Source organism: uncultured Legionella sp., from assembly GCF_937871865.1.
In the GTDB taxonomy this organism is placed as follows: domain Bacteria; phylum Pseudomonadota; class Gammaproteobacteria; order Legionellales; family Legionellaceae; genus Legionella.
The window spans coordinates 1-22,319 of record NZ_CALMPD010000215.1; the positions used below are offsets into that span (position 1 = coordinate 1).

Genomic DNA, 22,319 nt, shown 5'->3' on the forward strand with positions numbered 1-22,319 from the left:
CACTCAAATTTCTTCAACGTGCCCACACAGTTTGTCTTCTCAATTCTTAATGAACCTGCCCCGAAGGCGTGCTGCGTATTCTACTGATTTCCGCATCAGTGTCAAACACTTTTTGCATTTATTTTAAAATTTTATTTCACACTGCTTTTTCTACACGCACCTTGGCGATTCTTCGCTTGCCGACTTGTATTATATAGGTATGAGCTAAAGGCAGTAATAACGCAGGATCAGAGACCTTATCTCCATTAATCTTTACAGCGCCCTGCTTCACCATTCTTATAGACTCAGAAGTACTGGACGTCAAATCTAATTGCTTTAATAGTTGTGCCAGATTAACCGGTTCATTACTAGTAAGAGATAACTCTTCCAGGTTTTCCGGGATTGCACCTTTCTGGAAACGCTCGATAAATTCTTTATGTACTGTCTCTGCTTGAGAGTCATCATGGAAACGAGCCACTATCTCTTTGGCAAAATCAATCTTTACATCACGAGGATTTAATCCCTCTGCTACAGATTGTTTTAATTTCTGAATTTCCACGCCGGTTTTAAAACTCAGTAAATCAATATAGCGCCACATCAATTCATCAGATACCGACATTATTTTGCCGAACATATCAGCGGCAGGTTCATTAATACCTATATAGTTATCTAACGATTTAGACATTTTCTTAACGCCATCCAATCCTTCAATTAATGGAGTCATCATTACAACCTGTGGTTCAAGACCATAATGCTTTTGTAGTTCACGTCCCATCAGTAGATTGAATTTCTGATCAGTTCCCCCAAGTTCGACATCGGCTTTTAAGGCTACTGAATCATATCCTTGTAATAAGGGATATAAAAACTCATGGATTGCGATAGGCTGGCCAGTTGTATACCTTTTGTTAAAATCATCACGTTCCAACATTCTGGCAACAGTATGAGTCGCTGCCAAACGGATTAAATCAACTGCACTGAATTTACTTAACCATTGTGAATTAAAGGCAACGGTAGTTTTAGCCGGATCCAAGATTTTAAAAACCTGCTCTTGATAGGTTTTGGCATTTTCAATAACGGTTTCTTCACTTAAGGGCATACGTGTTACATTTTTTCCTGTCGGATCGCCTATCATGGCGGTAAAGTCACCAATTAGAAAGATGACCTCATGACCATAAAGCTGAAACTGTCTTAGCTTATTCAGTAATACAGTATGCCCCAGATGTAAATCAGGTGCTGTAGGATCAAAGCCTGCTTTAATCTTTAAAGGAACTTCCTTTTGCAATTTTTTTGTTAACTCTTGCTGAGGAAGAACTTCCTCACAACCACGCATTAATTCTAGTTGGCACTCTGAAATTGTCTCTAACATAAATTAAAACCTTTATAAATGATTGACCAATCTTCTCACAGCGGGTATCTTAGCCCGGTTAGCAAATTCCTGCTATACCAAATTTATGTAATTTAAGGTAACTTGTTACACTAAATAAAAAAATTTAAAACAAATTATCTAAAAATATGGTCAAATTAATTGACTTTAGTTAATCGTCACTGACACATCATGGAATGTGTTACATTAATAAATATAAAACTACAGCATTCTTAATGAATGACAGCAGTATAGGCAACCAATGGCAAAAAGACCAAATATCTCAAAACGACAATCTGGTAAACCATCCAAGCTACTCACTGCATGTGCATTGGTAATTGCTTTTTCGCTTCCTTATTATTTGGTAAAAAATTTTTCTCAACCCAAGAGAACGGATTACACGCATAAAACGATATCGCTGCCTGAGCTTGCAGAACTTGAAAATGAATTAACTGATGATGTTTCTGAAGAAATTGTCACATCAAAAAGCATCGATACTCCCAGACCAGTAGAAGCGCCCAAAGTAGACGTTGCAAAAAAACCAGAGCCCCCCAAAAAAGTAGTGAAGGTTATAAAGGATAATGAGTGGCAAACCATTAAATCACGCAAAGGTGATACCATGGCGGCAATCTTTAAAAGACTGGGGTTAAGTGCACAAAATTTACATGCGGTATTGGACAAAAACCCCCACGCAAAAGTATTGACTAACATCAAACTCAATCAGGAAATACAATTTTTAATAAACAAGGGTAAACTTGAAAAATTGATCATCCCGATGAATAACATCCAGACACTTACGGTATTCAAAACCGGACAAAAATACAACAGTAAAATCGAGTCAAAAAAAATGGTTAGTCAGGATCTTTATATCACAGCAACAGTGAAAGGCTCTCTGTACAATACAGCACAACATTTAAATATTCCATCAAAGTTGATTCGTCAGATGACAGAAATACTGAATAAAGAAATTGATTTTTCAAAATCAGTACGTGCCGGAGATCAATTCTCTATAGTGTATAATGCATACTATATAAAAGATAAGATGGTACAGATTGGCGACATTCAAGCAGTATCTTACACCAACCGAACCAAGACTGCGCAGGCGGTTCGACATAATAAAGCAAACGGAGATCATGACTACTACACGCCACAAGGTCAAAGCTTCAAAAAAACATTTTCTCTTTCTCGCTACCCGATTAAATTCAGCCATATCAGCTCAACCTTTGCTACATCGAGATACCATCCAATACTCCATTATAAAAGAGCACATAAAGGAATTGATTTAGCAGCTCCAATTGGTACTCCTATTCAAGCCACTGGAGATGGAATCATTCAAGTCATTGATCGACACAATGGCTATGGGAATATGATCAAAATCAAACATGACAATACCTACAGTAGTGTCTATGGTCACATGCTTAAGTTTCAAAAAGGATTGTCAAAAGGAAGTAAAGTGAAACGAGGACAGATTATAGGTTATGTAGGACAGACAGGGTTAGCCACTGGACCACATTGCCATTATGAATTACATGTCAACAATCAACCCAAAAACCCAACATCTATTGCTCTTCCTACTACATCGCCTATCTCTGGCCGGGAATTAGCATTATTCAAAGCCAGAGCAAGTACTCTGCTCGCTCGTTTAAAAGTAATGGAACGATCGAATATTGCAGCTTCTGGTAAAAAGAAAACAAATGTGGGTTAGCCACAAAAAATGCCGGTATTTATTGATTTATTTAACCAAATAAATATCGGCAAATTAAAACAGCAGCAATAACCCCTGACAAATCAGCCAATAAACCAACGGGTATTGCATGCCGCGTTCTTTTAATCCCTACCGCTCCAAAGTAAACAGCAATGACATAAAAAGTTGTTTCAGTACTGCCCATCATGGTAGCAGCTGTTTTGGCAATCAAAGAATCGCCTCCATACTGATGGATTAATTCAGCCATTACTCCTGTTGAAGCGCTGCCCGAAAAGGGTCTGATGAGTGCCAAAGGAAGAACCTCTGGAGGCATGCCTATCATAGCCATAACCGGAGCTAATAACTGGTTCATCAAAGCAAAAAATCCAGATGCTCTTAGCATACCAATAGCAACCATCATTGCGATTAAATAAGGAATGATGCTGATACTGGTCTCGAATCCTTGTTTTGCGCCAACCACAAATGCATCAAACACATTGATTTTTTTAATGGCCGCAAATAACGGAATCCCAACGATAAACGCCAAAAACATCCAGTTGGATAATTGATTTGCTATTCCACTCATAAACTGTCCACCCTATCCATCCGAAATCGTTTAAATTTTGCAAATTTTCTTACCGCAACAATGGCAACCAGGGTCGAAACCGACGTTGCAATCAGGGAGCTGAAAATCACGCTGCTAGGATTAGTGCTTCCATTAGCAGCCAGAAAAGCAATAGCAGTCGCGGGAATTAATTGGACACTTGATGTATTGATCGCCAGAAAAGTACACATGGAGTTTGTTGCAACCGTCGCATGTTTGTTTAATGTCTGTAACTCTTTCATCGCCTGCAAACCAAAAGGAGTAGCAGCATTTGCCAAGCCTAACATATTGGCAGCAATATTCATTACCATTGCCCCCATCGCGGGGTGTTCAACCGGAATATCAGGAAATAAACGTGTTAATACCGGCTTCAAAAATTTACCCAAAAGAGCGACCAGACCTGACTCAGTTGCAATAGCCATAATGCCAAGCCACAGAGACATAATTCCAGTCAAGCCAATTGCTATTTCAAATCCCAGTTTTGCTGAGTCGGTTACTGCCCGCACCACCTCATCAATTCTTCCTTCAATAACACCAACAACCACAGCAATCAATATCATGCCTAGCCAGATTATATTGAGCATTCTTGCCTCCAGGCCTCAAAAAGGGGTAGCATGCTATAACCCAAATGAACCACTCTGATCCTACTTATGAAATACACACCGACTCCCTTAAGATCTATATTAGCGATAACCCTTTTTATAACTGGTTTATCCAGCTACGCAATAAACTCGAAAGCCATTGAGCAACAAGCCGATGGGTCAATTAAGGAACTATATCATACACTTAACACCATGCCGAACAAATCCATGGCTGAAAGAATTGATTGGTTCAGTAGTCAATTTAAAGACGTCCCTTATATTCTGGGTTCGTTGGGAGAAGGACCAAATGCACGTTACGATCAATATCCTCTATACCGCATTGATGGATTCGACTGCGATACGTATGTCAATACCGTTTTGGCATTAGCGCTGGCCAACTCTCTTGATACCTTCAAGCAGTGCCTTGAATACTCGCGTTATAAAGACGGGAAAATCTCCTACATAAACCGCAATCATTTTACGTCTATAGACTGGAATGCAAATAACCAGCAACGAGGGATGCTTAAAGACATTACCTTAACGATTAAAAACAAACAAAATAAATCTGTAGCACTCTATGCTGAAGCATTAATTGACAAGCCCGGATGGTATGCCCATAAAAAGGTGAATACCATCAGATTACAAAAGGAAAATAAACAGGAACAGGAACAACGTTTGGCGGAATTAAAAAATAAAGGAAGCCAACTGAAAGCCACAGTATCCAAAATCCCCTACATTCCTTTCACTGTCTTGTTTCCAATGAATGATGCTCCCAATCTATATTTGTTTTCACAAATCCCAACAGGAGCAATCATTGAGATAGTAAGGCCTGGTTGGGATTTACGTAAGGTAATTGGCACCTCATTAAACATTTCTCACCTGGGATTTGCTATCCGGATAAATGACCAGCTATATTTCAGGCAAGCATCATCTCAATATGGAAAAATAGTTGATGTTCCTTTAATTGATTATCTGAAAGAGGCTATTGAAAGCCCAACAATTAAAGGGATTAATGTACAAATAGTGCTCCCCAAAAAACCCGTACGCCATAATTGCCGTACGCCTAACTTGGATTAATAAAAAAGATACGCATTGAATCAACGGGCCAGCGATTCAATGCGTCACTTAGTACCATTCCCTATTGCCTTGGTAACCTGATTGTTCTGGCGGTCAGATCCGGTTTTTCCGTCGAACGATAAGGATTAATATCCAGACCACCGCGACGAGTATAACGCCCATAGACAGTTAACTCCTGGGGCTTACATTGCCTCATGACATCAACAAAAATGCGCTCGATACATTGTTCATGGAATTCATTATGGTTACGGAAAGAAACGATGTATTTCAACAATCCCTCTCGGTTAATTTTCGGTCCTCTATAATGAATTTGTACACTGCCCCAGTCAGGCTGATAAGTCACTAAACAATTGGATTTTAATAAATCTGAAAACAAAGTTTCTTCAACGAATGGATCATCAACAGTCAAAAAAGAAGGCTCAACTGAATAAACAGAACAAGAGACATCCAGCTCATCAATACAGACTCCTGAAAAAGTATCCTGAATAGGGATTGCCTTATTAGTTCCTAATTGATGAATGGTTACAGAAACGTCTGTTTTTAGAGAACGGCTCAAATCCTGTTTTATAATTTGTTCGACTTCTGCAAGAGAATCAAATGAAGTATTGTTCAATGAATTAAAATAGAGTTTTAACGATTTTGATTCGATAATGTTGGACGAAGAACAATCGTATATTATTTCAGCCATGGCAACCATCGGTTTGCCTTTTGAATTTAACCAGGAAACCTCATAATGATTCCATGAATCAAAGCCCCCAAATGGCAGGTTTTCAGGGTCGATTCCTATTTCTATTCGCTTTTCAGCCCTAGGGATAGGGAACAATTTATCAGAATTATAATGTGCATCATATTCAGACTTTTTGCCTAACTCCAATTTCTGTTCATACTCAAGTTCCATAGCAATCTCTTAGTTCATCACGAATGATTTAAGCGCACATTATATACTATAAAAGACAAAATTATTTAAATCGAAATCGTTTTAAAGCGGAATCGACCATACCCTCAATGCTGATTTGTTCCAAATGTTTTTGTCGCAAAAACGCAGCATCTCCTCCTTGATGAACGATTTGCCTAATGTGTTCTAAAGCCTTCATACTCCCCAATTGTTCCGCATGTAATTGAATTCGATCCAGCGTAGACAAAATGTCTTCCCTTATAGTAATCTGTTCATAAGTTTTAGGATGCACCAAAGTTCCATCTACCCCAAAACGGCAGGCTTGGAAACGATTATAATTGTATACAAGATAATCATTTTCTTCAGGAGCTACTTCTTTACGCTCAAGCAAAAAACTACAAAGAGCTTGCAAATAACAAGCTAAAGCGGCTGCACGCTCAACAGTAAGAGGTGTATCACAAACTCGTAATTCAATGGTCCCAAATTCGGGCTTGGGGCGTATATCCCAATAAAAGTCTTTCATGCTTTTAACAATTCCAGTACGTTCCATTGTTGCAAAATAATCCTGTTCGAATTCGTTCCAATCTAATAGAAATGGCGCACGCCCACTTAAAGGAAAAGCAAATACAGAATTTAGGCGTGCAGAATGAAACAAGGTATCTTTTCCCTGAACAAAAGGCGAAGACCCTGATAAAGCAATAAAATGAGGGACATAAGCATTCAATGCATGCAATAAATAAAGCGCCTCATCACCGCTAGTACAACCAATGTGGACATGCTGCCCAAATATAGTAAATTGTTTTGTGAGATAACCATACAGTTCCGAAACTTGCTTGAATCTTGTTTTATTAAAAATACTCTGGTCTGGCCACATTTGAAAAGGATGAGTTCCTCCGCCACAAATCCCAAGGTTTAATCGGTCTCCAGCATCAATTAGCACATCACGGATATTCAATAACTGAGTCAGCAACGGCTGATACTCGCAATGTACGTCAGTTGAAATTTCAATCATACTCTCAGTAATTTCTGGGGTTAAAGTACCAGGAAAAGGCTTACGTCCTAATAACTCCAAAAGATCTGGACTGGCAGACACCAAATCAAAATCACTTAAACTAACTAATTGTAATTCCAGCTCCACCCCCATGGTTAATGAGGGTGAGATTTTAAACTTATCTAAAGGCATTTTATTTCTCCTTTATTGCTGGAATTTCATTTGCCCAAATCAATGCACATTGCACCATAATCGGACCAACGAGTTCTAAAGTTAAAGTAACCATTGCTAAAGGAGCAAGTGTATCAACCAAGTCCATACCTATGTAGCGAGTTTGTTCTAATATCAGGATAACAAAAACGGATATGGGAGCCATAGCAAGACCGGTAAGCAGACCTTTTTTCAAAGTAATTCCGCTAATACGTGCAAAGATGCCAACACCGGTGATTTTTGCGAACTGACGAACAATAATAATGGCCAGCCCCAGTCCAATACCCGCAACCACGCGTTTCCATTCTATCGTTGCCGCAATAAAGACAAATAAGATAACGGACAAAAGATCGCCCAAAGTCCCGAACCCTCGCTGCGACGGATTAAAAACCCTGCGGCCATGGCGTGATACAAGACCAAAGGTTAAAGTAGCCAGAACCGGAGATAATTTTAAGTGATGGGTTAGTGCTACAAGTAAAATAACAGCGAAAGCAAATGCTAATGTATTATCATTACACGTGGTTTTCACCGTTTTAAGTACTATAGGCAGCACTATCCCAAAGATGATGCCCAATACTGTGGAGAACAGCACTACCGTTAAACTGCTGTAGGCAGCTTCCCAAAGATTTCCCGAGTTTCTGAAAATAACCAAACCAAGAACAATTTTGAATATAAATACAGCAAAAACACAATTCAATACAGAAAGATGAAGTGAGCGTTCTGTCACTTGCCCAGAACTGCGCTGCTCATTAATTACCCTTACTACAGTTGCCGGAGAGGTAGCTGTCGATAAGGACGCCAGCAAGAAACAAGTTGATGACGCTAAGCCATAAAATGTTACTAAAAGATATACCAGGCCAAAAGTTAGAGAAGCCTCTGTAATACTGGCTGCGGCCAACCAAGGGTTATGAATAAGCCATCGTAAATTAATTCGATAACCCGATTCAAATAAAATGAGACCAAATCCAATATTTGCCAAAAATAATATAGAAGGCGGCTGGATTGACGGTAATAAACCCATTTGTGTTGCTGATAAAATAAAGCCAGTAATAGCGTAAATGCTGATCCGAGGGATTCGCGCCCATCGATAGGCTAATTCACCAATGAACCAGGCAATCAACAAAGTAATTGGCCATGCTAATTCTGATACAATCATCCCTATATGAAACATCCCACCTCCTTAAATGACTCATAGATGCTCTAAAATAGTAACTAACACATCCAATGAACGTCCTAATGCTATTTGCACGTCTTCATCAAGCATTTTTAAATTATCATCCAATTGATTATGAAGCAGATAAGGTGATGAACACACAAATTTTTTTCCTTTCTCCGAGATAGAAATGAAAATGTTACGGCGATCTTTAACATCTCTTACCCGCTGCACCAAGCCCTTCTCTTCTAATCGATCAATTACTCCCACCAAAGTGCTAGTAGACAAATAAATGTTTTTTGATAATTCAGAAAGAGTTAGCATTTTTTTTTCGTAAATTTCATACAGAGATAATATTTGAGGTACTGTGAGGCCGTAATGCTTGTTTAGCCGCCTTGAATGATTATCCATATGCTGCATTATTTTACGTAAAGCAAAAATAATTTTTTTTGATTTGGCTTTGGATTCTGGATTTAAATCAACACTATAGTCTAATTGAACGTTATTCATGGATGACACATCTTCTTAATTTTAATTGAAAATTATTCGTTGAAATATTACTATCAATCTCAATCATTTGTATACACATCATTTGTATTGAAATTTATTTTCACAATAATGGAGTTACTATGAAAGAAATAACCTACCACTCTAAAAAACTGGGCACAGTACTCATTGCCTCAGAACTAAATAGTGTGACCATCCGTACGCAACGATTGGAGTTTCGCTCGTTAAACCAAATAGCTCCTGTCTCTTTGCTCACAGCATATACCAATTTATTATCTGATCCTGAAAATGTTGCGTTGTTTGGAGATGGCAGCCCCTGGGATCATGAGCGAATAAAAGAATACGTAACCAATGATGTTAAGCAGCGAAATTCAGGAGCGTCTTTTGGTATTTTTGCGGTGTACCACAGCGAAAGCCAAAAATTCATAGGTACTTTAGAAGTAACATTTGTTCCTGATGAATATCTGCAACTAGGAAGCGGGCATGCAAACGTAGCAGAAATCAGTTATGTGCTGGATAAATCATGCTGGGGACAGGGTTATGGGACAGAAATGGCAATCGCGGCAAAAAAATACATCAAACACGTCGTTAATGAATTAAAAAATAATGCCTCTCATATTGTGCCAACAGAAATTGTAGCTACAGTTGATCCATCGAATACGGGCTCGAAAAAAATACTAGAGAAAACATTAAAAAATCAGGAAGAAGAAGTATTTATCAAATTTGGCGGAAAAGAGCGAATTTTATTTTTCAAACCATTGCACACTCCTCCGACAAGTGAGGTGCATTTAGATTTAACGGCTAAATTATAAAATAAAATGAGCAGGATGAATCGAATAGAATAAAAGGCTTATTTGAATTGAAATAAGCCTTTTAAAGAGATTATTATTTATCTTTAATTGTATCTTTCGCTGTTTTCTTAGCATCTTCAACGATATTAAGCATTGCTTTCTCAAGAATCTCAAACGATTTTTGCATGTAGTCTAAAGCCTTATGGCCGTTTTCAACTGCCAAATTAATTTGTTTTTCCAATACTTCTTCTGGCTTTTTAACATGAGCAAGTTCTTCTGGCTTTATGTAACTTAAGCCTTGTAGGGTTTTTACATTTAACTCAGCGATTGCCTGAAAAGGCTCTTGTATTTTTTTAGCCATTTCAGTCCACTTATCAAAATTTTGTTGGTTCATAACGTTCTCCCTTATGCTGCATTGCACAATTAAATATTAGACCTCTTATGCTAAATTTGTCAATAAAATTCCAAAAAAATATTGCACCGCACCATAAGATACCTCATCAAGTTTTAAATAACTTCTGCCATTGCTGCATCATCTCTTGCATTTGTTTGTTCCAAGTATCAGTTGCCTGTTGATATGGATTATTTTGTAACGGCTTGTCGATTGCTTGAAACATCTTTTCCATCATGGTTTTCAATGAAACATGCATAGGATGATTCGCCAAAGAAATTATCTGGCGTAATATTTCAGGAGATAAAAATTGAGTGGGACCTGCTTCCATCTCGACAATAATTTGCAACAAAACGGCATTAGTCAAATCTTTTCCGGTTTCGGAATCCTCAATCTTGAACACAACACCATCAACTACATAACGCTGCAATTGTTCAAGAGTTATATATTGGCTGGTTTCCGTGTCGTAGAGCCTGCGGTTTTTGTATTTCTTAATTAATCTGGTCATGTGCATCTCTGTAGTTATAGATCAAGACATCAGCAATCCGCCATTGACGCAAAGATTTGCGCCGGTAATGTAGTTGCTTTTTTCACTGATTAAAAACTCAATAGCCCAAGCAATTTCTTGTGGTTCTGCCAAACGTTTAGCAGGAATTGATGCAATAATACTTTCTAAAATATCAGGCCGGATCCCTTGCATTAACCGAGTATTCACATAACCTGGGGAAATGCTGTTTACGGTAATATTTTTACTCATGAGCTCTTGAGCCAGGCTTTTGGTGAAACCATATACGCCAGCTTTGGAAGCTGCATAGTTTGCTTGGGAAAACTGGCCTTTTTGGGCGTTAACAGAAGATACATTCACAATCCGTCCGGATGCCTGTTCTTTCATGCCCTCAACAACCTGCCGAGTCACATTAAACATCCCATCGAGATTAACGCGCAATACTTCATCCCATTGTTGTTTGGTCATTTTAGTAAATACAGCGTCACGGGTTATTCCTGCATTATTAATTAACGCATCGACACTGCCAAATTCTTTAATGATAGAACCAATTACTTCCTGGCATTGATCAAAATCAGTTACATTCATATGTTTGAAGGTTATATTTTTATAACCTTCATGCCTTAACTCCTGTTGCCAGGCAGTTCCTTTTTCATCAGAAAGCAGATCAAGAGCAATGACATGTTTATAGGTTGAATCTAATTGTTTAGCAACTGCAGTACCGATGTCTCCAGTTCCTCCAGTGATAAGCACCACATTATTATTCGACATGAAATCCTCTTTAAATTTTTAATTATACGATCAAGATGTATGTAACCGGCTATAACCATTAAATACTGAAATAGTGCCGGTCATTTCATTACATATATTGACCACCATTCACATCCAGATTTGCACCGGTAATAAATCCACTATCAGGAGAAGCTAAAAAAGCAACCGCATCAGCCACTTCTTTAGGATAGCCCAATCGACCTACAGGTATATTGGCAATGATTGAATTAAGCACTTCTTCTTTTACTCCGGCAAGCATGGGGGTTTCTATATATCCGGGAGAAATAGTATTTACTGTAATTCCTTTACTCGCGACTTCTTGAGCCAGGCTTTTAGTAAAACCAAACAATGCCGCTTTGGTCGCTGCGTAATTACATTGACCAAATTGACCTTTTCGACCGTTAATAGAAGAAATACTGATAATTCGACCAAATGCTTTTTCTAACATAACAGGGATTACATTACGTGTCATATTAAATACGCTAGTCAAATTGGCGTCCAATACTTGTTGCCATTGTTGTGGACTCATTTTTCGCAGGCTAGCATCTTTAGTAATTCCGGCATTATTTACTAAAACATCAATACGACCATAACGCTCCATAATCAAATTCGTTATTTTTTCACAATCATCGTATTGAGCAATATCACCGAAGACTATGTCAATGTCATAGCCTAACTGTTTTTGCTCTTCCTGCCATTGTTTTGCTTCTTCATGACGACCATCCTTGAAATAACAGGCCACGACCTTAAAATCTGTAGCTAAACGCTGACTGATTGCCGAACCAATTCCACCGGTTCCTCCGGTAACAACAGCTATCATTTGTTCCATAACAACTCCTTGTTTTGAAATGATTACTGAATAACATTACTACAAAGTAATTTACTTCTCTTGTCAATGAGGGAATGATATTACACACGAATTTTCCTCATGCTCAGCCATAGTATAGAACATAATTAATTATTTTATATCAAGGTGTTAATTGACTGGATTACAACGTATCAATAAGTTTAATAAGGATGCACTCCTGAATTCGGAAAACCTTTACTGTGATAAAAATCTCTCCGAACTAAAGGAACAAGCTGTAGATAATGAGGAAGAACACTTGCACTGCTGTCACAGTCAACCCATTTTGGATCATAGCTCTTATATTTTCACTACCAGCAAACCCCATTGCAGCGAACATATTAGCTCCGGGATAAACATAATTGGTTACTCGGGTAGCAAACAGCATACATAAAGCAAAGGTAATCATTGGTAGTTGTAATTGAAGAGCAATTGGGGCAAAAAGCTGGTGTAACATTTTGATGGTTGCTTCTGCAGCTCCTGGCATCCCAAAGGCTCCGGTAAATCCGATAAGCATCGACAATACAGGTTTTCCTCCCGAGTTAATTAATGGAGTAAGCAGTTCAGTCAATGCACTAAAGCCACCAGCTTGGTGAATCAGATTCATAAAAGGATCAAATAAAATAAATAAAAAGAAGAGATGCATATTTTTCTGCATTCCTTCAAGCAACAATTTAAAAATTTGTTTAAGGCTCAATTTACTGACCAATCCAGTCACCAATGTTAAAAACAACATGACAAAAATGACATACGGTGTTTTTGCCTGAGCAAACAATCCATAAAATACGCAAACGAAAAAGGATATCAAAAAACACAAGGTACTCTTTTTTTGTTGTTTATTAGGAACAAAAGGCTCAGAAGTATCTTCATCGTCAAACAGCTCATCGGCATATTGTTTTTGTAAACGCGAAGCCATTACCCATGTGGTGATTAAAGTAATCAAAGCGATTGGCAGAGCGGCATAGAGAATCATTGTCCCATACTTAAGGCCGGTAATTCCCAGCAACATCACGACTGGCGGAGCAAAAGGCCCAAGTATCAACGCCTCTTCAGCTGAAGCCTGCATTAATACGGCTAAACTGGGGCGTGATAATCCCACTGCTCCGGCTATGGGGCGCAAACTCGGGGCCAAAATAGCCAAGCCTCCAGCCAGAGTTCCAAGTAACCCGACAATGATGAAAGAAGAAAGTACAATGCCTATTTTAGCGCGGCGTTGTGTGTTGATACCAATCCCATAAACAATCTGATGCACCAGTGTATGACTGACCTGAGTATGGGTTAAAACTTCCCCAAGACCACGCCCGAGCATAATGATAAATCCAACTAAAGCCATAAAAGAGCCTAAAGCCTCAGCCATAATATTCCCTATGGCGAGCGGGCTGCTTAAATTCCATAAAAAACCAAGTCCAACACATAATGCAGTTGCAATTAAGGGATCAACATTTCGAAATAACATCACTGCATAAAGAAGAATAATAGATAAACTGGCAAGCTGAATATAGAAGGCCATTAGCTAACCCTCCCAATCCAGTTGATGCCCTGACTAACCCCTTCAATACCCAAACCCGGTTTATCTGACAAAATAATTTGATTCCCCTGACGTTGTGCGCCCCCTCGAATGTAATTCTCTTTAATCAAGAAAATGGGATCAAGATCAGCATATAAAATGTCAGGTTTACTGGCAGCAAAACTGGCGATTGCCGCAACACCAACAGGAGACTCCAACATACAGCCAACCATTATTTCCATACCGGCAGTCTGGGCAATATGATAAATCGCTTGAGCATTTTCAATACCTCCTGACTTCATCAACTTAACATTAACGCCATCACTGGCATGAAGCGTTGCTATGTCTAGAGCATCTTTTGGTGAAAAACACGATTCATCAGCAATAACAGAACAATGAACTTGTTCTGTTATTGCTTTTAATTGAATAAGCTCCTGAGCTTTAACGGGTTGTTCCACCAGAGAGATATTTAAATCAAACTGGTTGAATGCATTAATCACTCTTAAAGCATCTTCATAAGACCATCCCTGGTTGGCATCAATGAGTAAGCGGATGTCCTTGCCGACAGCCTGGCGTATAGCCCGGGCTCGTCGGATATCCTCCTTGGGATTTAATCCTAATTTGATTTTAACAGTGGAATAACCTTGGGCGACCAGCTCAACTGCATCGCTGACCATCTCATCAATTCCTTTAACGCTGATAGTGATACACGAATTAATACTATTGCTATTTCCACCCAATAAGCGGTAAAGAGGTAAACCACAATATTGGGCAAACAAATCATGCAGGGCGATGTCTATGGCTGCCTTGGCAGAAGTGTTACCAGCTATAACCTGATTATTTCTCTGAAGTAATAAATTCAAATCGCAAATGGGGCGCCCAATTAATTGCGGCCCCAGAACCTGTTTAATAGCTGTGATAATGGATTCGGTACTGTCTCCAGTGATCGCAGGAGTTGATGCTGCCGAGCCATAACCTATATTGCCACAATCAGTTTTAATCAATACCATCACATCATCAACACATTCGGTACGTCGTACCGCAGTAATAAAGGGTCGGGTTAAAGGAATGGTTAATTGCGCAATACTAATTTCCGTAATATTCATACGAACGTCCCGTTAAAATGTACCGCATCTAATGTATTGTTGCATCAAAACAAACATATTTGAAACCTACTCATGCTCTCTAATTCTCGGGATTAGATTAATTCACCAGGCAGTTTAAAAATGAGGGTCGTCAGAATCATTTTTATCAGATAATAACGAATCAGGGTCAACCGAGTCACCGGGTATTACTCTGGATTCATTAGCCCACTCCCCCAAATCAATGAGCTTGCAACGATCAGAGCAAAAAGGCCTGTACTTGTTTTCAGGTTGCCAGGTTTTGGTTTTGCCGCAGGTGGGGCAAGTAATGTTTTGCAGATTATTCATAACGATATTGATTCATTGAAATTAGGGACTGCAGTATGCAATACAGACCTCCTGACTTCAACTGTTGTTCAAAAGATATTCGGCTTATCAAAAATTCGATGGTTAATAATAAGAACGCACGTTTTTAATTTTTTAGCAGCTATGCCTCATACCGGCATAGCTGAATTTACGATAAAAAACAGAATGATTAAGACAATTGCATGCGATTATTGTCGACGTTATCCAACTCATTGCCGGCTTCGGTACGGTTAGCCTTTGCAAGTAACTCAGCTCTTTGTTCCTGCATTTGTCGTCTTGCATCTACAGTCTTGTTGATCACATTGGCTTCTGATTGTGGTTCACTTTCTGCATTAAGTAACGGTTCGTTTAAGTGCTCCTGTATAGTTATAGGTCGCTTAAGTTCAGGTTCCTGTCTTTCCAGAGCTACTGGTAATTCAGCTACATCGGGTACTTGTTGAGTCACAGCATTAGCTTTCTCTATTTTGACATCGCGAATTGCAGAATTTAGAGCATCTCTAATCCCATTAAGGCCACTGACAATAAATGCCGTCAAAGGTTTTAAACCAAAACTGTTTTTGATGGCAAAGCCAATGCCTTCGAACGTATAGGCTAATGCTGAAGCCACATATTTTAATGGATTATATCCAAGAGTTCCCAGCATTTCATTTGTTCTTCGTCCAATATTCTGAAGCGCATGGCCAACAGAGAATAAAGCATCTCCCCCAACGTAGCCCAGATTACCGACAAATCCAATAGTCTCTCGAAGGGTGGAAACCAGAACATGCACGGTAGCAGATAAAGTGTCTCGCACTAGCCCTGGATCATGAACGATATACTGACGCCCATTGCGATCTAGCAATCCTTTCAACATAGGAACCAAATCAGAGGAGCTTGCCGATTGCATCAACTCCTTATAGTGTTGCTCCACTTTGTCTAATATACGTTTATATTTTGTATTATTATCTTCCTTACTGTAATTGATTATCTTGTTAATATCATTGCGAATATCTTTTACACGTTCATTCTCAGGCCTATCATGAGAGAATTTGTACCATTCTTTTTCCCTTTGATAGCGAAAAGTAAGACGATAAACATCCATTTCCAGCTGAGCTAATTTATTCATCTGGGGGGCTTGCTGGGTTATCAGATCATTAGTTACCAGATTAGGAAACATCTGCTGTACCGTAGCACAAGGCTCTAGATGATATATTCCTCGTGGTTTTCCAACGTGGATATTGCCATCAGCTTCACGTACTCCACGCGATTCCAAACGCGCAAATAATCTAGGATTATCCTGTTTTAAAATAGCTAGCTCTTCTGCCACTTTTTCTGGGCTAGAATCGCGATCATTGGGAAAACGAATATCAACTTGATTTCGCTCAAATAAGTAATTAAATGTTTTAGGATAGGTTATTTTAAACAGTTCGCGTTCTAGTTGATTAGTAAAAAAATCTGCATTTTTGACATAGAAACGCAAGTGTTTATTAAGTGTTCGTTCTATCCTTGGTGTAGGGATGCCATCAACCAATTTTGATGTCATTCCAGATTTCAGATAAGCGTCCCGCTCCTCATGGTTTAGACTGAATAAATTAAGCAGTTCTTTAGCAGAAGGGTTTTCCGATTGTAATGCGGTGGGTTCTCTATAATCATTACTGTACACAATTTGTGGCTTCTTATCCCCCTGGAATGTCGTACCGTGTTGAGTTAAAAATTGATACAATGAATGCCAGAGAATTTGCGGTCCGGCAGTCATCTTATCATTTTTTATTTTAGTAGTATCAGAGTGGTTACCATACATGGGTAACATGGATAATTTGGTAGTTTGCGGAGAGGAAATAACCAGACGGGTTAAATCTTGTGGCTTAAAATCACGCCGCATTTCATCAGTCTGATATACTGTAACACAACTTTTGACATTATCAGGAATGACCCGGCCATCCATTTTGCTTTTATCACTCATGCCAGCCACAGGATCAATAAGAAAAAGATTTAAATTAATTTTTTGTAATTGGGTCAACAGCTTTTTGTCACCGGCATCCAATTGTTTCCCTTCAAGAATTAATTGCTGCTCTTGAGCTTCTAATTCCATTTCCCGTTTTTTTAAATTGTTTGCAATATAAATGGAAGTTATTGAGCCACGGCTAAAGCCTGCCATATTAATACTATGGCTATCATCTGCCTGCGTGTTTAGCCACTTAATAATTTCTTCTGTCGTTCTGGCAGCATTAGGTTTCACTTCAGTACCCAACATGCGAGGGCCATCTACATGAATGGAATTCTCTTCATTACACGCCTTGGAAAACTGAGAAATAATATTATTTGTCTTGCGGTGATTTTCACCCGTTCCGTAACAAAATACAGTGAATATTGCCATATGCTATCCAACGAGTCGATTTTCTTTAAGTATAGCCAAGATTTATTAAGGCTTTATTAGGAATAAGAGAATAAATGAACGCTATGGGCTATTTTGAAACTATCTTAAAATCAGATAATTGAGATACAAACAACAATTCATCATTTGATTCTTCAATAGACCCCAATAAACTGTAGATTAAATTACTCCACATAATGTGGAGTAATTTAGACGAGACTAGTCTTGTGCTTCACACGTTATTTTCGTGCAATCACGACAATTAGCAGCCGCAAAAGCAAATGAGTCAGCTGCAGAACCCGCTGTATTTTTCATTTGTTCATCAGCAGCTTTATCTGCTGCGAGTTCGCTGCTGCTGGCATTGGTGGTACAGATCCATTTTGTAGTCATATCTGTAGCACTTGCGGCAAAGGCAAATGAACTGCTAAACGCTAAAAAAGTTATCGTCAAAAGTATGTTTTTCATGATTTCGTCCTTGTAATGTAAAATGAATGACACCAGTTTATTAATTGCTAGTGTCTGTTTTGAAAATCTTTTACAGCTTGCTCTGCCTGATCTTTAGAATAGCCATAGTGTTTCTGTAATTTTCCATATATTTCCTGATGAGACCCTTCAATTACTTTGAAGTCATCATCAGTTAATTTACCCCAAGCTTGTTTCATTTTACCTTTAACTTCTTCCCATTTTCCTTCAAAAATATCCTTATTCATCGTAATCTCCTTTGTTTAAAATAAATAGGAATTAACGTTCTATCCATTCTTACTGCAAAGAAAATCCATCGAACACATCTTGAAATATAAGAATGTGCTTATCAATTTGATATTGATTAAATACGCGCAGCTGTTAAATCGATATTGCGACAAAAGGGACATAACCCCCTGGTTACACTGCTGATACTCCAATGGATTATTTAGAACAATTAATTACCTCCTCTTACAGTCTAGCCTAGATTGAGGATATGTCAAAATTAGATCATAATGTAAAGTTAATTTTCATATATTTATGGCTGCACGATATGAATACCCAACCAACTCAGTCATAAGTTACTTTTCCCTGAATTGGGTTTGCTCCATTTTTAGTCCGCAGATCTATTTATGAGACTATCTATTTTGTTATAATCTCTGGAAAAATATAACTTTTTTGACATATAGCGGGAATATGCCCAAGGATAGACGCAATTTCCGAAGTAATTGTCTTCAGCGCTTCATTTGACGAGTCCTGATTAAGATAATGAACTTGCGTAAAATGATTTAGCCTCAAGCGAAACCTGATCTTTTTTAATCCATTCTATACAATTAATGAATTGACATTTTTTTGAACACATATTAATATTGACCGCATTAATTTTTATATTCAAGAAATTCCCCAATGCAGTCGAAAAAATCCTCTGATCCTGTTCTTTCCTATGATTTAATACTTACCCTTTATGTAGCGTATATCCCTATTACAGACGCGAGTACTTTTTTAAGTTTATGCCGCTATTCTAATCAGCAACAAAATAATTATTGGGAGCAAAAAGCAAAGCTTTACTTTCCAAAAGCAATTGGCAATGAGAGGAATAATGCAAAAGTACTTGGAATGGCGCGAAAATGACCACTGATAAATTTCTTATATGAATCAATCGACAGAAATTCCGAGTATTTCGAATTAGAAAATCCCTTTCTCTCGTTGATTATTAGCAAAGACGAGCATAAATATTCCCTAGGATACCAAGGCAACACATTTTCTTTAGAACAAATTGCCTCTATCATTTGGCAAGATGAACCAGAACCTTTTTTTACGGCAATAAGTGATATTGGTTTTACTCCTTCTTTTTTTGCTCATAGAGGAGATTTTAATTCTGCAGGAAACAGATTGGATTTTTACAGTAAAAAAGCGCATGACAGCTCTTTACTGGAACAAGATTTCATCGGTTTTTTACCCGCATTAATAACATTAAAACGAGTCAATCTATTTACTGCCGTAGTAAAAGCGTACCTTTTTTTATACCAAAATGTACAGGTAAATGAACTTGGGGTCCCACTTGAAGGACCGCACTATTTAAGTTTTGACGTTTTTTTAACATGATCGTTATTACAGACAGTAAAGAACAAGAGCAGAGTTTTTTCATCCAGCTTCTCTTAAGTATAATCTTTGAAACCTGCTATAAATATGAATACATTATTGTGAATACACTACAGCTTTGTCGTGATTCTGGTTTAGTTCCTTTAGCATGCGCAGAACTTGCCAAGTTAATAGAATCATCTGATTTAATGACTAATGAAAAAGAAAAAGCCGGGGCAAGAGCGAAATGTGATCTACTACAAGCGGCTTTTGCGAAAGGTATTGATAATTTTGAAGAGTTATTACTGAAAAAGAAAGTTATCCCTGTAATAACGGATAACAAACAAAATTTGCTTAAAAAGGGATTCCGCACTTTTGTTCTGGATGAATTGGGTAAATATCCTGAATATATTGATAACAGAGATGGGCTTTTGGATATAGAAAGCTGGTACTTCTGGGAAACAAGCATTATATTCCGATTTAAAGAATCATCGAAAACATTTCGCTTCAATGAGCTTCTACCGTTCATTCACGCAGACGATGCCAAGAATTTCTTTGCTCAAGCAACGGCTTTTGATGCCTCTATTTTTTGTTTAGAAAACCCTGAATATTCAACACAAATACAAGCGCTTGAGAAAGAAAAAAAAATAAAGCCTCATGATCTGGATTTTGTTTGCTTCTTGCCAATTATGGTTAAATTAGATCGAGGAAAAATTTTTGAATTTCTCGCACAAGCTTATTTAATGATATATCAAAATATGCCGGTAACCGCATTTAATAATAAACCTCTATTAAGATTCAGGGAAGTTTTTCATTTAGTAAAGGGTGCCGATATTGAAGCTGAAGCAAAAGGATTTTTTATTCAAAAAATGATTGGTATCTCCTTTAAATGGGGCATTAATAAAGCATGCTTTATTTGGGAAGTTTTAGACCTAGCCAAACAATATGATTTATTGCATTTGGTGCAAGAAGAACTTGCAACTAATTCTGCTCTGGATCTAAAGCAATTAGAAGCTATTTTCAAACAATACTCCATTAACTATCAGGAATTTTTCCCCGAAACAGGACAAGATAAGCACTATATAATATAAGATAGTTTGCCGAAAATACTAAGATTAAAACCAATACATCAAATGGATATTGTATATCATGTGTCCCTATCCAAAGACCCCAGATGAAACTATTGCGGCCGCTGTGGTTTCGTCAATGATTAATGAGGACGTACTGTCTTCAACACGAATGACAACGGGTGATCAATATTTTGTTTTTGACATCAAAACAGCCCGTTCTGAATACGTAATCAGAATGACCGACAAAGAACGCTTGAATAATTTTCAAGCAGGAATTTATTGGCAGGAAAAGTTAATACCATTAGGTATTCCTCTTGCAGAATTTATTAATTCAGATTTAAATGGCGAACATTCGGCCTTTCCCTCCTTGCTCATGAATCGCTTACCTGGAAGTGATATATGCAATGTCTATTCAAGCCTGAGCGATGCCGATAAAAAAAATCTGGCACAAGAAATAATAAAAATACAGGCATTAACCAATTCCCTTCCAAATGGGAATGGGTATGGCATTACTCCCAGTTATGAACAAGTACCCGCCGATAAATCCTGGTATGAATTCTTGCTCAATAGATTGTATTGGTTTAAAGACATTATCAGGGAAAATACAGTATATAATGAAAAAATGCAGTTAAAGTCATCGAATTGGCAAAAAAAATGGAAGAAGAATTACGAGCGATTTCTTCTCGCCTTTTTTGTGGGATGCCAGTGAACGCAATGTCATTATTCATCAAGGAACAATCAGTGGGATCGTTGATGTTGATGACATATGCTTTGGCGATCCTTTATTGGTCATTGCTCTGACCGCTATTGCCCTGGAAACCGAGGGGCATGATACCTTATACACCGACTATTGGGCAGCAGGATTACAATTAGATGCAGAAGCACAACAACGTCTGGATTTCTACCGTCTTTTTTATATTATTGTTTTCATGCGCAAACAGGACATGAAAACAAGTAATGCTAAAAAGGTGGCTTTTGATAGTCGGCGATTGCAAGATATGTTCAATAAATTGATCATGAACTATTAATAAACGATATAAAACCTCATTAGAACTCATTTACTCTGGTTAATAAATTAAGCTCAATAAACTGCCAATGCGCTTCACTTACGGTCGCATGTAACTGATTAAAATACATCTGCATATTAGAGCGAGCCGCGCTCCGGCCTGTGCTTCCGGATTGATTCTGCTTCATGGAACGTTGATACAATTGCTCTTGTTCAAAGGCTTCAGAAGTAATCTCCAATTGCAATAGCTGCTGACGAAAGGGTTGAACCAGTTCATGCTGATGATTGTTTCGCAGCCATTGACGCGCTTGTCTTAATTGGCAAGTCACCTGAGCATGCCAAGGCTTATTGTCTGCCAAAATGGAACTCAATAACTCCTTGCTGCATTCTCCCTGTACCGAAGCAAACCAGCAACACCACAAGATGATATTCACGTTGATTTCATAACAATCCTGCAACGTGATACACAATTGCTTGACCTCTTCATGAGCATAAAGTTGCAACGAATAACGTCATAATGGATTATCAAGTTCTTGAATCATGAGC

The 22,319-nt window shown here is 38.2% G+C and carries 26 protein-coding genes; 8 read left to right on the plus strand and 18 right to left on the minus strand.

Annotated features, from left to right (window positions below; translation table 11 throughout):
* Positions 1-136: 136 nt before the first annotated feature.
* A complete protein-coding gene (tyrS, locus tag Q0495_RS11315) occupies positions 137-1,345 on the minus strand; it encodes a tyrosine--tRNA ligase (RefSeq protein ID WP_298626285.1) in 1,209 nt (402 codons plus the stop codon).
* A 259-nt stretch (positions 1,346-1,604) separates the two neighbouring features.
* Here tyrS and Q0495_RS11320 point away from each other — a divergent pair, with 259 nt between their 5' ends.
* Entirely contained in the window at positions 1,605-3,047 is a 1,443-nt protein-coding gene (locus Q0495_RS11320) for a peptidoglycan DD-metalloendopeptidase family protein (protein ID WP_298626288.1), read from the plus strand.
* Between the two features lie 31 nt (positions 3,048-3,078).
* On the opposite strand, the gene Q0495_RS11325 is transcribed toward Q0495_RS11320, so the two are convergent.
* Together Q0495_RS11325 and Q0495_RS11330 are read right to left on the minus strand one after the other, a co-directional pair.
* Positions 3,079-3,612, minus strand: coding sequence for a spore maturation protein (locus tag Q0495_RS11325; RefSeq protein ID WP_298626291.1), 534 nt, complete (start codon positions 3,610-3,612; stop codon positions 3,079-3,081).
* A complete protein-coding gene (locus Q0495_RS11330) occupies positions 3,609-4,214 on the minus strand; it encodes a nucleoside recognition domain-containing protein (protein WP_298626293.1) in 606 nt (201 codons plus the stop codon). The genes Q0495_RS11325 and Q0495_RS11330 overlap by 4 nt, the downstream gene beginning before the upstream one ends.
* Before the next feature lie 66 nt (positions 4,215-4,280).
* On the opposite strand from Q0495_RS11330, the gene Q0495_RS11335 reads away from it, so the two are divergent.
* A complete protein-coding gene (locus tag Q0495_RS11335) occupies positions 4,281-5,288 on the plus strand; it encodes an N-acetylmuramoyl-L-alanine amidase-like domain-containing protein (RefSeq protein ID WP_298626296.1) in 1,008 nt (335 codons plus the stop codon).
* 61 nt (positions 5,289-5,349) lie between these two features.
* Here the strand turns inward: Q0495_RS11335 and queF are convergent, their stop codons facing one another.
* The 4 genes from queF to Q0495_RS11355 all read right to left on the minus strand — a co-directional run bounded on the left by queF (position 5,350) and on the right by Q0495_RS11355 (position 9,047).
* Entirely contained in the window at positions 5,350-6,186 is an 837-nt protein-coding gene (gene queF, locus Q0495_RS11340) for an NADPH-dependent 7-cyano-7-deazaguanine reductase QueF (protein ID WP_298626300.1), read from the minus strand.
* Positions 6,187-6,247: 61 nt separating this feature from the next.
* Complete coding sequence (locus tag Q0495_RS11345; protein ID WP_298626303.1) at positions 6,248-7,366, minus strand: YbdK family carboxylate-amine ligase; 1,119 nt, start codon at positions 7,364-7,366, stop codon at positions 6,248-6,250.
* A 1-nt stretch (position 7,367) separates the two neighbouring features.
* On the minus strand, positions 7,368-8,555 hold the full coding sequence (locus Q0495_RS11350; RefSeq protein ID WP_298626306.1) for a cation:proton antiporter: 1,188 nt from the start codon (positions 8,553-8,555) through the stop codon (positions 7,368-7,370).
* A gap of 18 nt (positions 8,556-8,573) precedes the next feature.
* Positions 8,574-9,047 (minus strand): MarR family winged helix-turn-helix transcriptional regulator, encoded by a 474-nt coding sequence (locus tag Q0495_RS11355; protein ID WP_298626309.1) that lies wholly within the window; start codon positions 9,045-9,047, stop codon positions 8,574-8,576.
* 119 nt (positions 9,048-9,166) lie between these two features.
* On the opposite strand from Q0495_RS11355, the gene Q0495_RS11360 reads away from it, so the two are divergent.
* Entirely contained in the window at positions 9,167-9,856 is a 690-nt protein-coding gene (locus Q0495_RS11360; RefSeq protein ID WP_298626312.1) for a GNAT family N-acetyltransferase, read from the plus strand.
* A gap of 73 nt (positions 9,857-9,929) precedes the next feature.
* On the opposite strand, the gene Q0495_RS11365 is transcribed toward Q0495_RS11360, so the two are convergent.
* From Q0495_RS11365 to Q0495_RS11410, 10 genes are all read right to left on the minus strand, one after another.
* Positions 9,930-10,229 carry a phasin family protein gene (locus Q0495_RS11365; RefSeq protein ID WP_298626315.1) on the minus strand — a complete coding sequence of 100 codons (300 nt, stop codon included), beginning with the start codon at positions 10,227-10,229 and terminating at the stop codon, positions 9,930-9,932.
* A 106-nt stretch (positions 10,230-10,335) separates the two neighbouring features.
* Entirely contained in the window at positions 10,336-10,734 is a 399-nt protein-coding gene (locus Q0495_RS11370; protein ID WP_298626318.1) for a polyhydroxyalkanoate synthesis regulator DNA-binding domain-containing protein, read from the minus strand.
* Positions 10,735-10,755: 21 nt separating this feature from the next.
* Positions 10,756-11,502: an acetoacetyl-CoA reductase gene (phbB, locus tag Q0495_RS11375; RefSeq protein WP_298626321.1), complete on the minus strand. Its 747-nt coding sequence runs from the start codon at positions 11,500-11,502 to the stop codon at positions 10,756-10,758.
* An 88-nt stretch (positions 11,503-11,590) separates the two neighbouring features.
* On the minus strand, positions 11,591-12,331 hold the full coding sequence (gene phbB / locus Q0495_RS11380) for an acetoacetyl-CoA reductase (RefSeq protein WP_298626324.1): 741 nt from the start codon (positions 12,329-12,331) through the stop codon (positions 11,591-11,593).
* 238 nt (positions 12,332-12,569) lie between these two features.
* Positions 12,570-13,856, minus strand: coding sequence for a Na+/H+ antiporter NhaC family protein (locus Q0495_RS11385; protein ID WP_298626327.1), 1,287 nt, complete (start codon positions 13,854-13,856; stop codon positions 12,570-12,572).
* Positions 13,856-14,959: a dipeptide epimerase gene (locus Q0495_RS11390; RefSeq protein ID WP_298626330.1), complete on the minus strand. Its 1,104-nt coding sequence runs from the start codon at positions 14,957-14,959 to the stop codon at positions 13,856-13,858. The genes Q0495_RS11385 and Q0495_RS11390 overlap by 1 nt, the downstream gene beginning before the upstream one ends.
* Positions 14,960-15,073: 114 nt before the next feature.
* Positions 15,074-15,283, minus strand: coding sequence for a DNA gyrase inhibitor YacG (gene yacG, locus Q0495_RS11395; RefSeq protein WP_298626332.1), 210 nt, complete (start codon positions 15,281-15,283; stop codon positions 15,074-15,076).
* Between the two features lie 187 nt (positions 15,284-15,470).
* Positions 15,471-17,657 (minus strand): DUF5621 domain-containing protein, encoded by a 2,187-nt coding sequence (locus Q0495_RS11400; RefSeq protein WP_298626335.1) that lies wholly within the window; start codon positions 17,655-17,657, stop codon positions 15,471-15,473.
* Positions 17,658-17,873: 216 nt separating this feature from the next.
* Positions 17,874-18,119, minus strand: a complete 246-nt coding sequence (locus Q0495_RS11405) for a hypothetical protein (RefSeq protein ID WP_298626337.1) — start codon at positions 18,117-18,119, stop codon at positions 17,874-17,876.
* 47 nt (positions 18,120-18,166) lie between these two features.
* On the minus strand, positions 18,167-18,364 hold the full coding sequence (locus Q0495_RS11410; protein WP_298626340.1) for a CsbD family protein: 198 nt from the start codon (positions 18,362-18,364) through the stop codon (positions 18,167-18,169).
* A 658-nt stretch (positions 18,365-19,022) separates the two neighbouring features.
* On the opposite strand from Q0495_RS11410, the gene Q0495_RS11415 reads away from it, so the two are divergent.
* The 5 genes from Q0495_RS11415 (at position 19,023) to Q0495_RS11435 (ending at position 21,795) form a co-directional block, all read left to right on the plus strand.
* Positions 19,023-19,247 carry a hypothetical protein gene (locus tag Q0495_RS11415; RefSeq protein ID WP_298626343.1) on the plus strand — a complete coding sequence of 75 codons (225 nt, stop codon included), beginning with the start codon at positions 19,023-19,025 and terminating at the stop codon, positions 19,245-19,247.
* 75 nt (positions 19,248-19,322) lie between these two features.
* A complete protein-coding gene (locus tag Q0495_RS11420) occupies positions 19,323-19,721 on the plus strand; it encodes a hypothetical protein (RefSeq protein ID WP_298626348.1) in 399 nt (132 codons plus the stop codon).
* 185 nt (positions 19,722-19,906) lie between these two features.
* Positions 19,907-20,788, plus strand: a complete 882-nt coding sequence (locus Q0495_RS11425) for a hypothetical protein (RefSeq protein ID WP_298626351.1) — start codon at positions 19,907-19,909, stop codon at positions 20,786-20,788.
* Between the two features lie 58 nt (positions 20,789-20,846).
* Positions 20,847-21,476: a hypothetical protein gene (locus Q0495_RS11430; RefSeq protein ID WP_298626353.1), complete on the plus strand. Its 630-nt coding sequence runs from the start codon at positions 20,847-20,849 to the stop codon at positions 21,474-21,476.
* Complete coding sequence (locus Q0495_RS11435; RefSeq protein WP_298626356.1) at positions 21,460-21,795, plus strand: phosphotransferase; 336 nt, start codon at positions 21,460-21,462, stop codon at positions 21,793-21,795. The genes Q0495_RS11430 and Q0495_RS11435 overlap by 17 nt, the downstream gene beginning before the upstream one ends.
* A 19-nt stretch (positions 21,796-21,814) precedes the next feature.
* Here the strand turns inward: Q0495_RS11435 and Q0495_RS11440 are convergent, their stop codons facing one another.
* Positions 21,815-22,276 (minus strand): TIGR02444 family protein, encoded by a 462-nt coding sequence (locus Q0495_RS11440; protein WP_298626359.1) that lies wholly within the window; start codon positions 22,274-22,276, stop codon positions 21,815-21,817.
* Positions 22,277-22,319 lie beyond the last annotated feature (43 nt).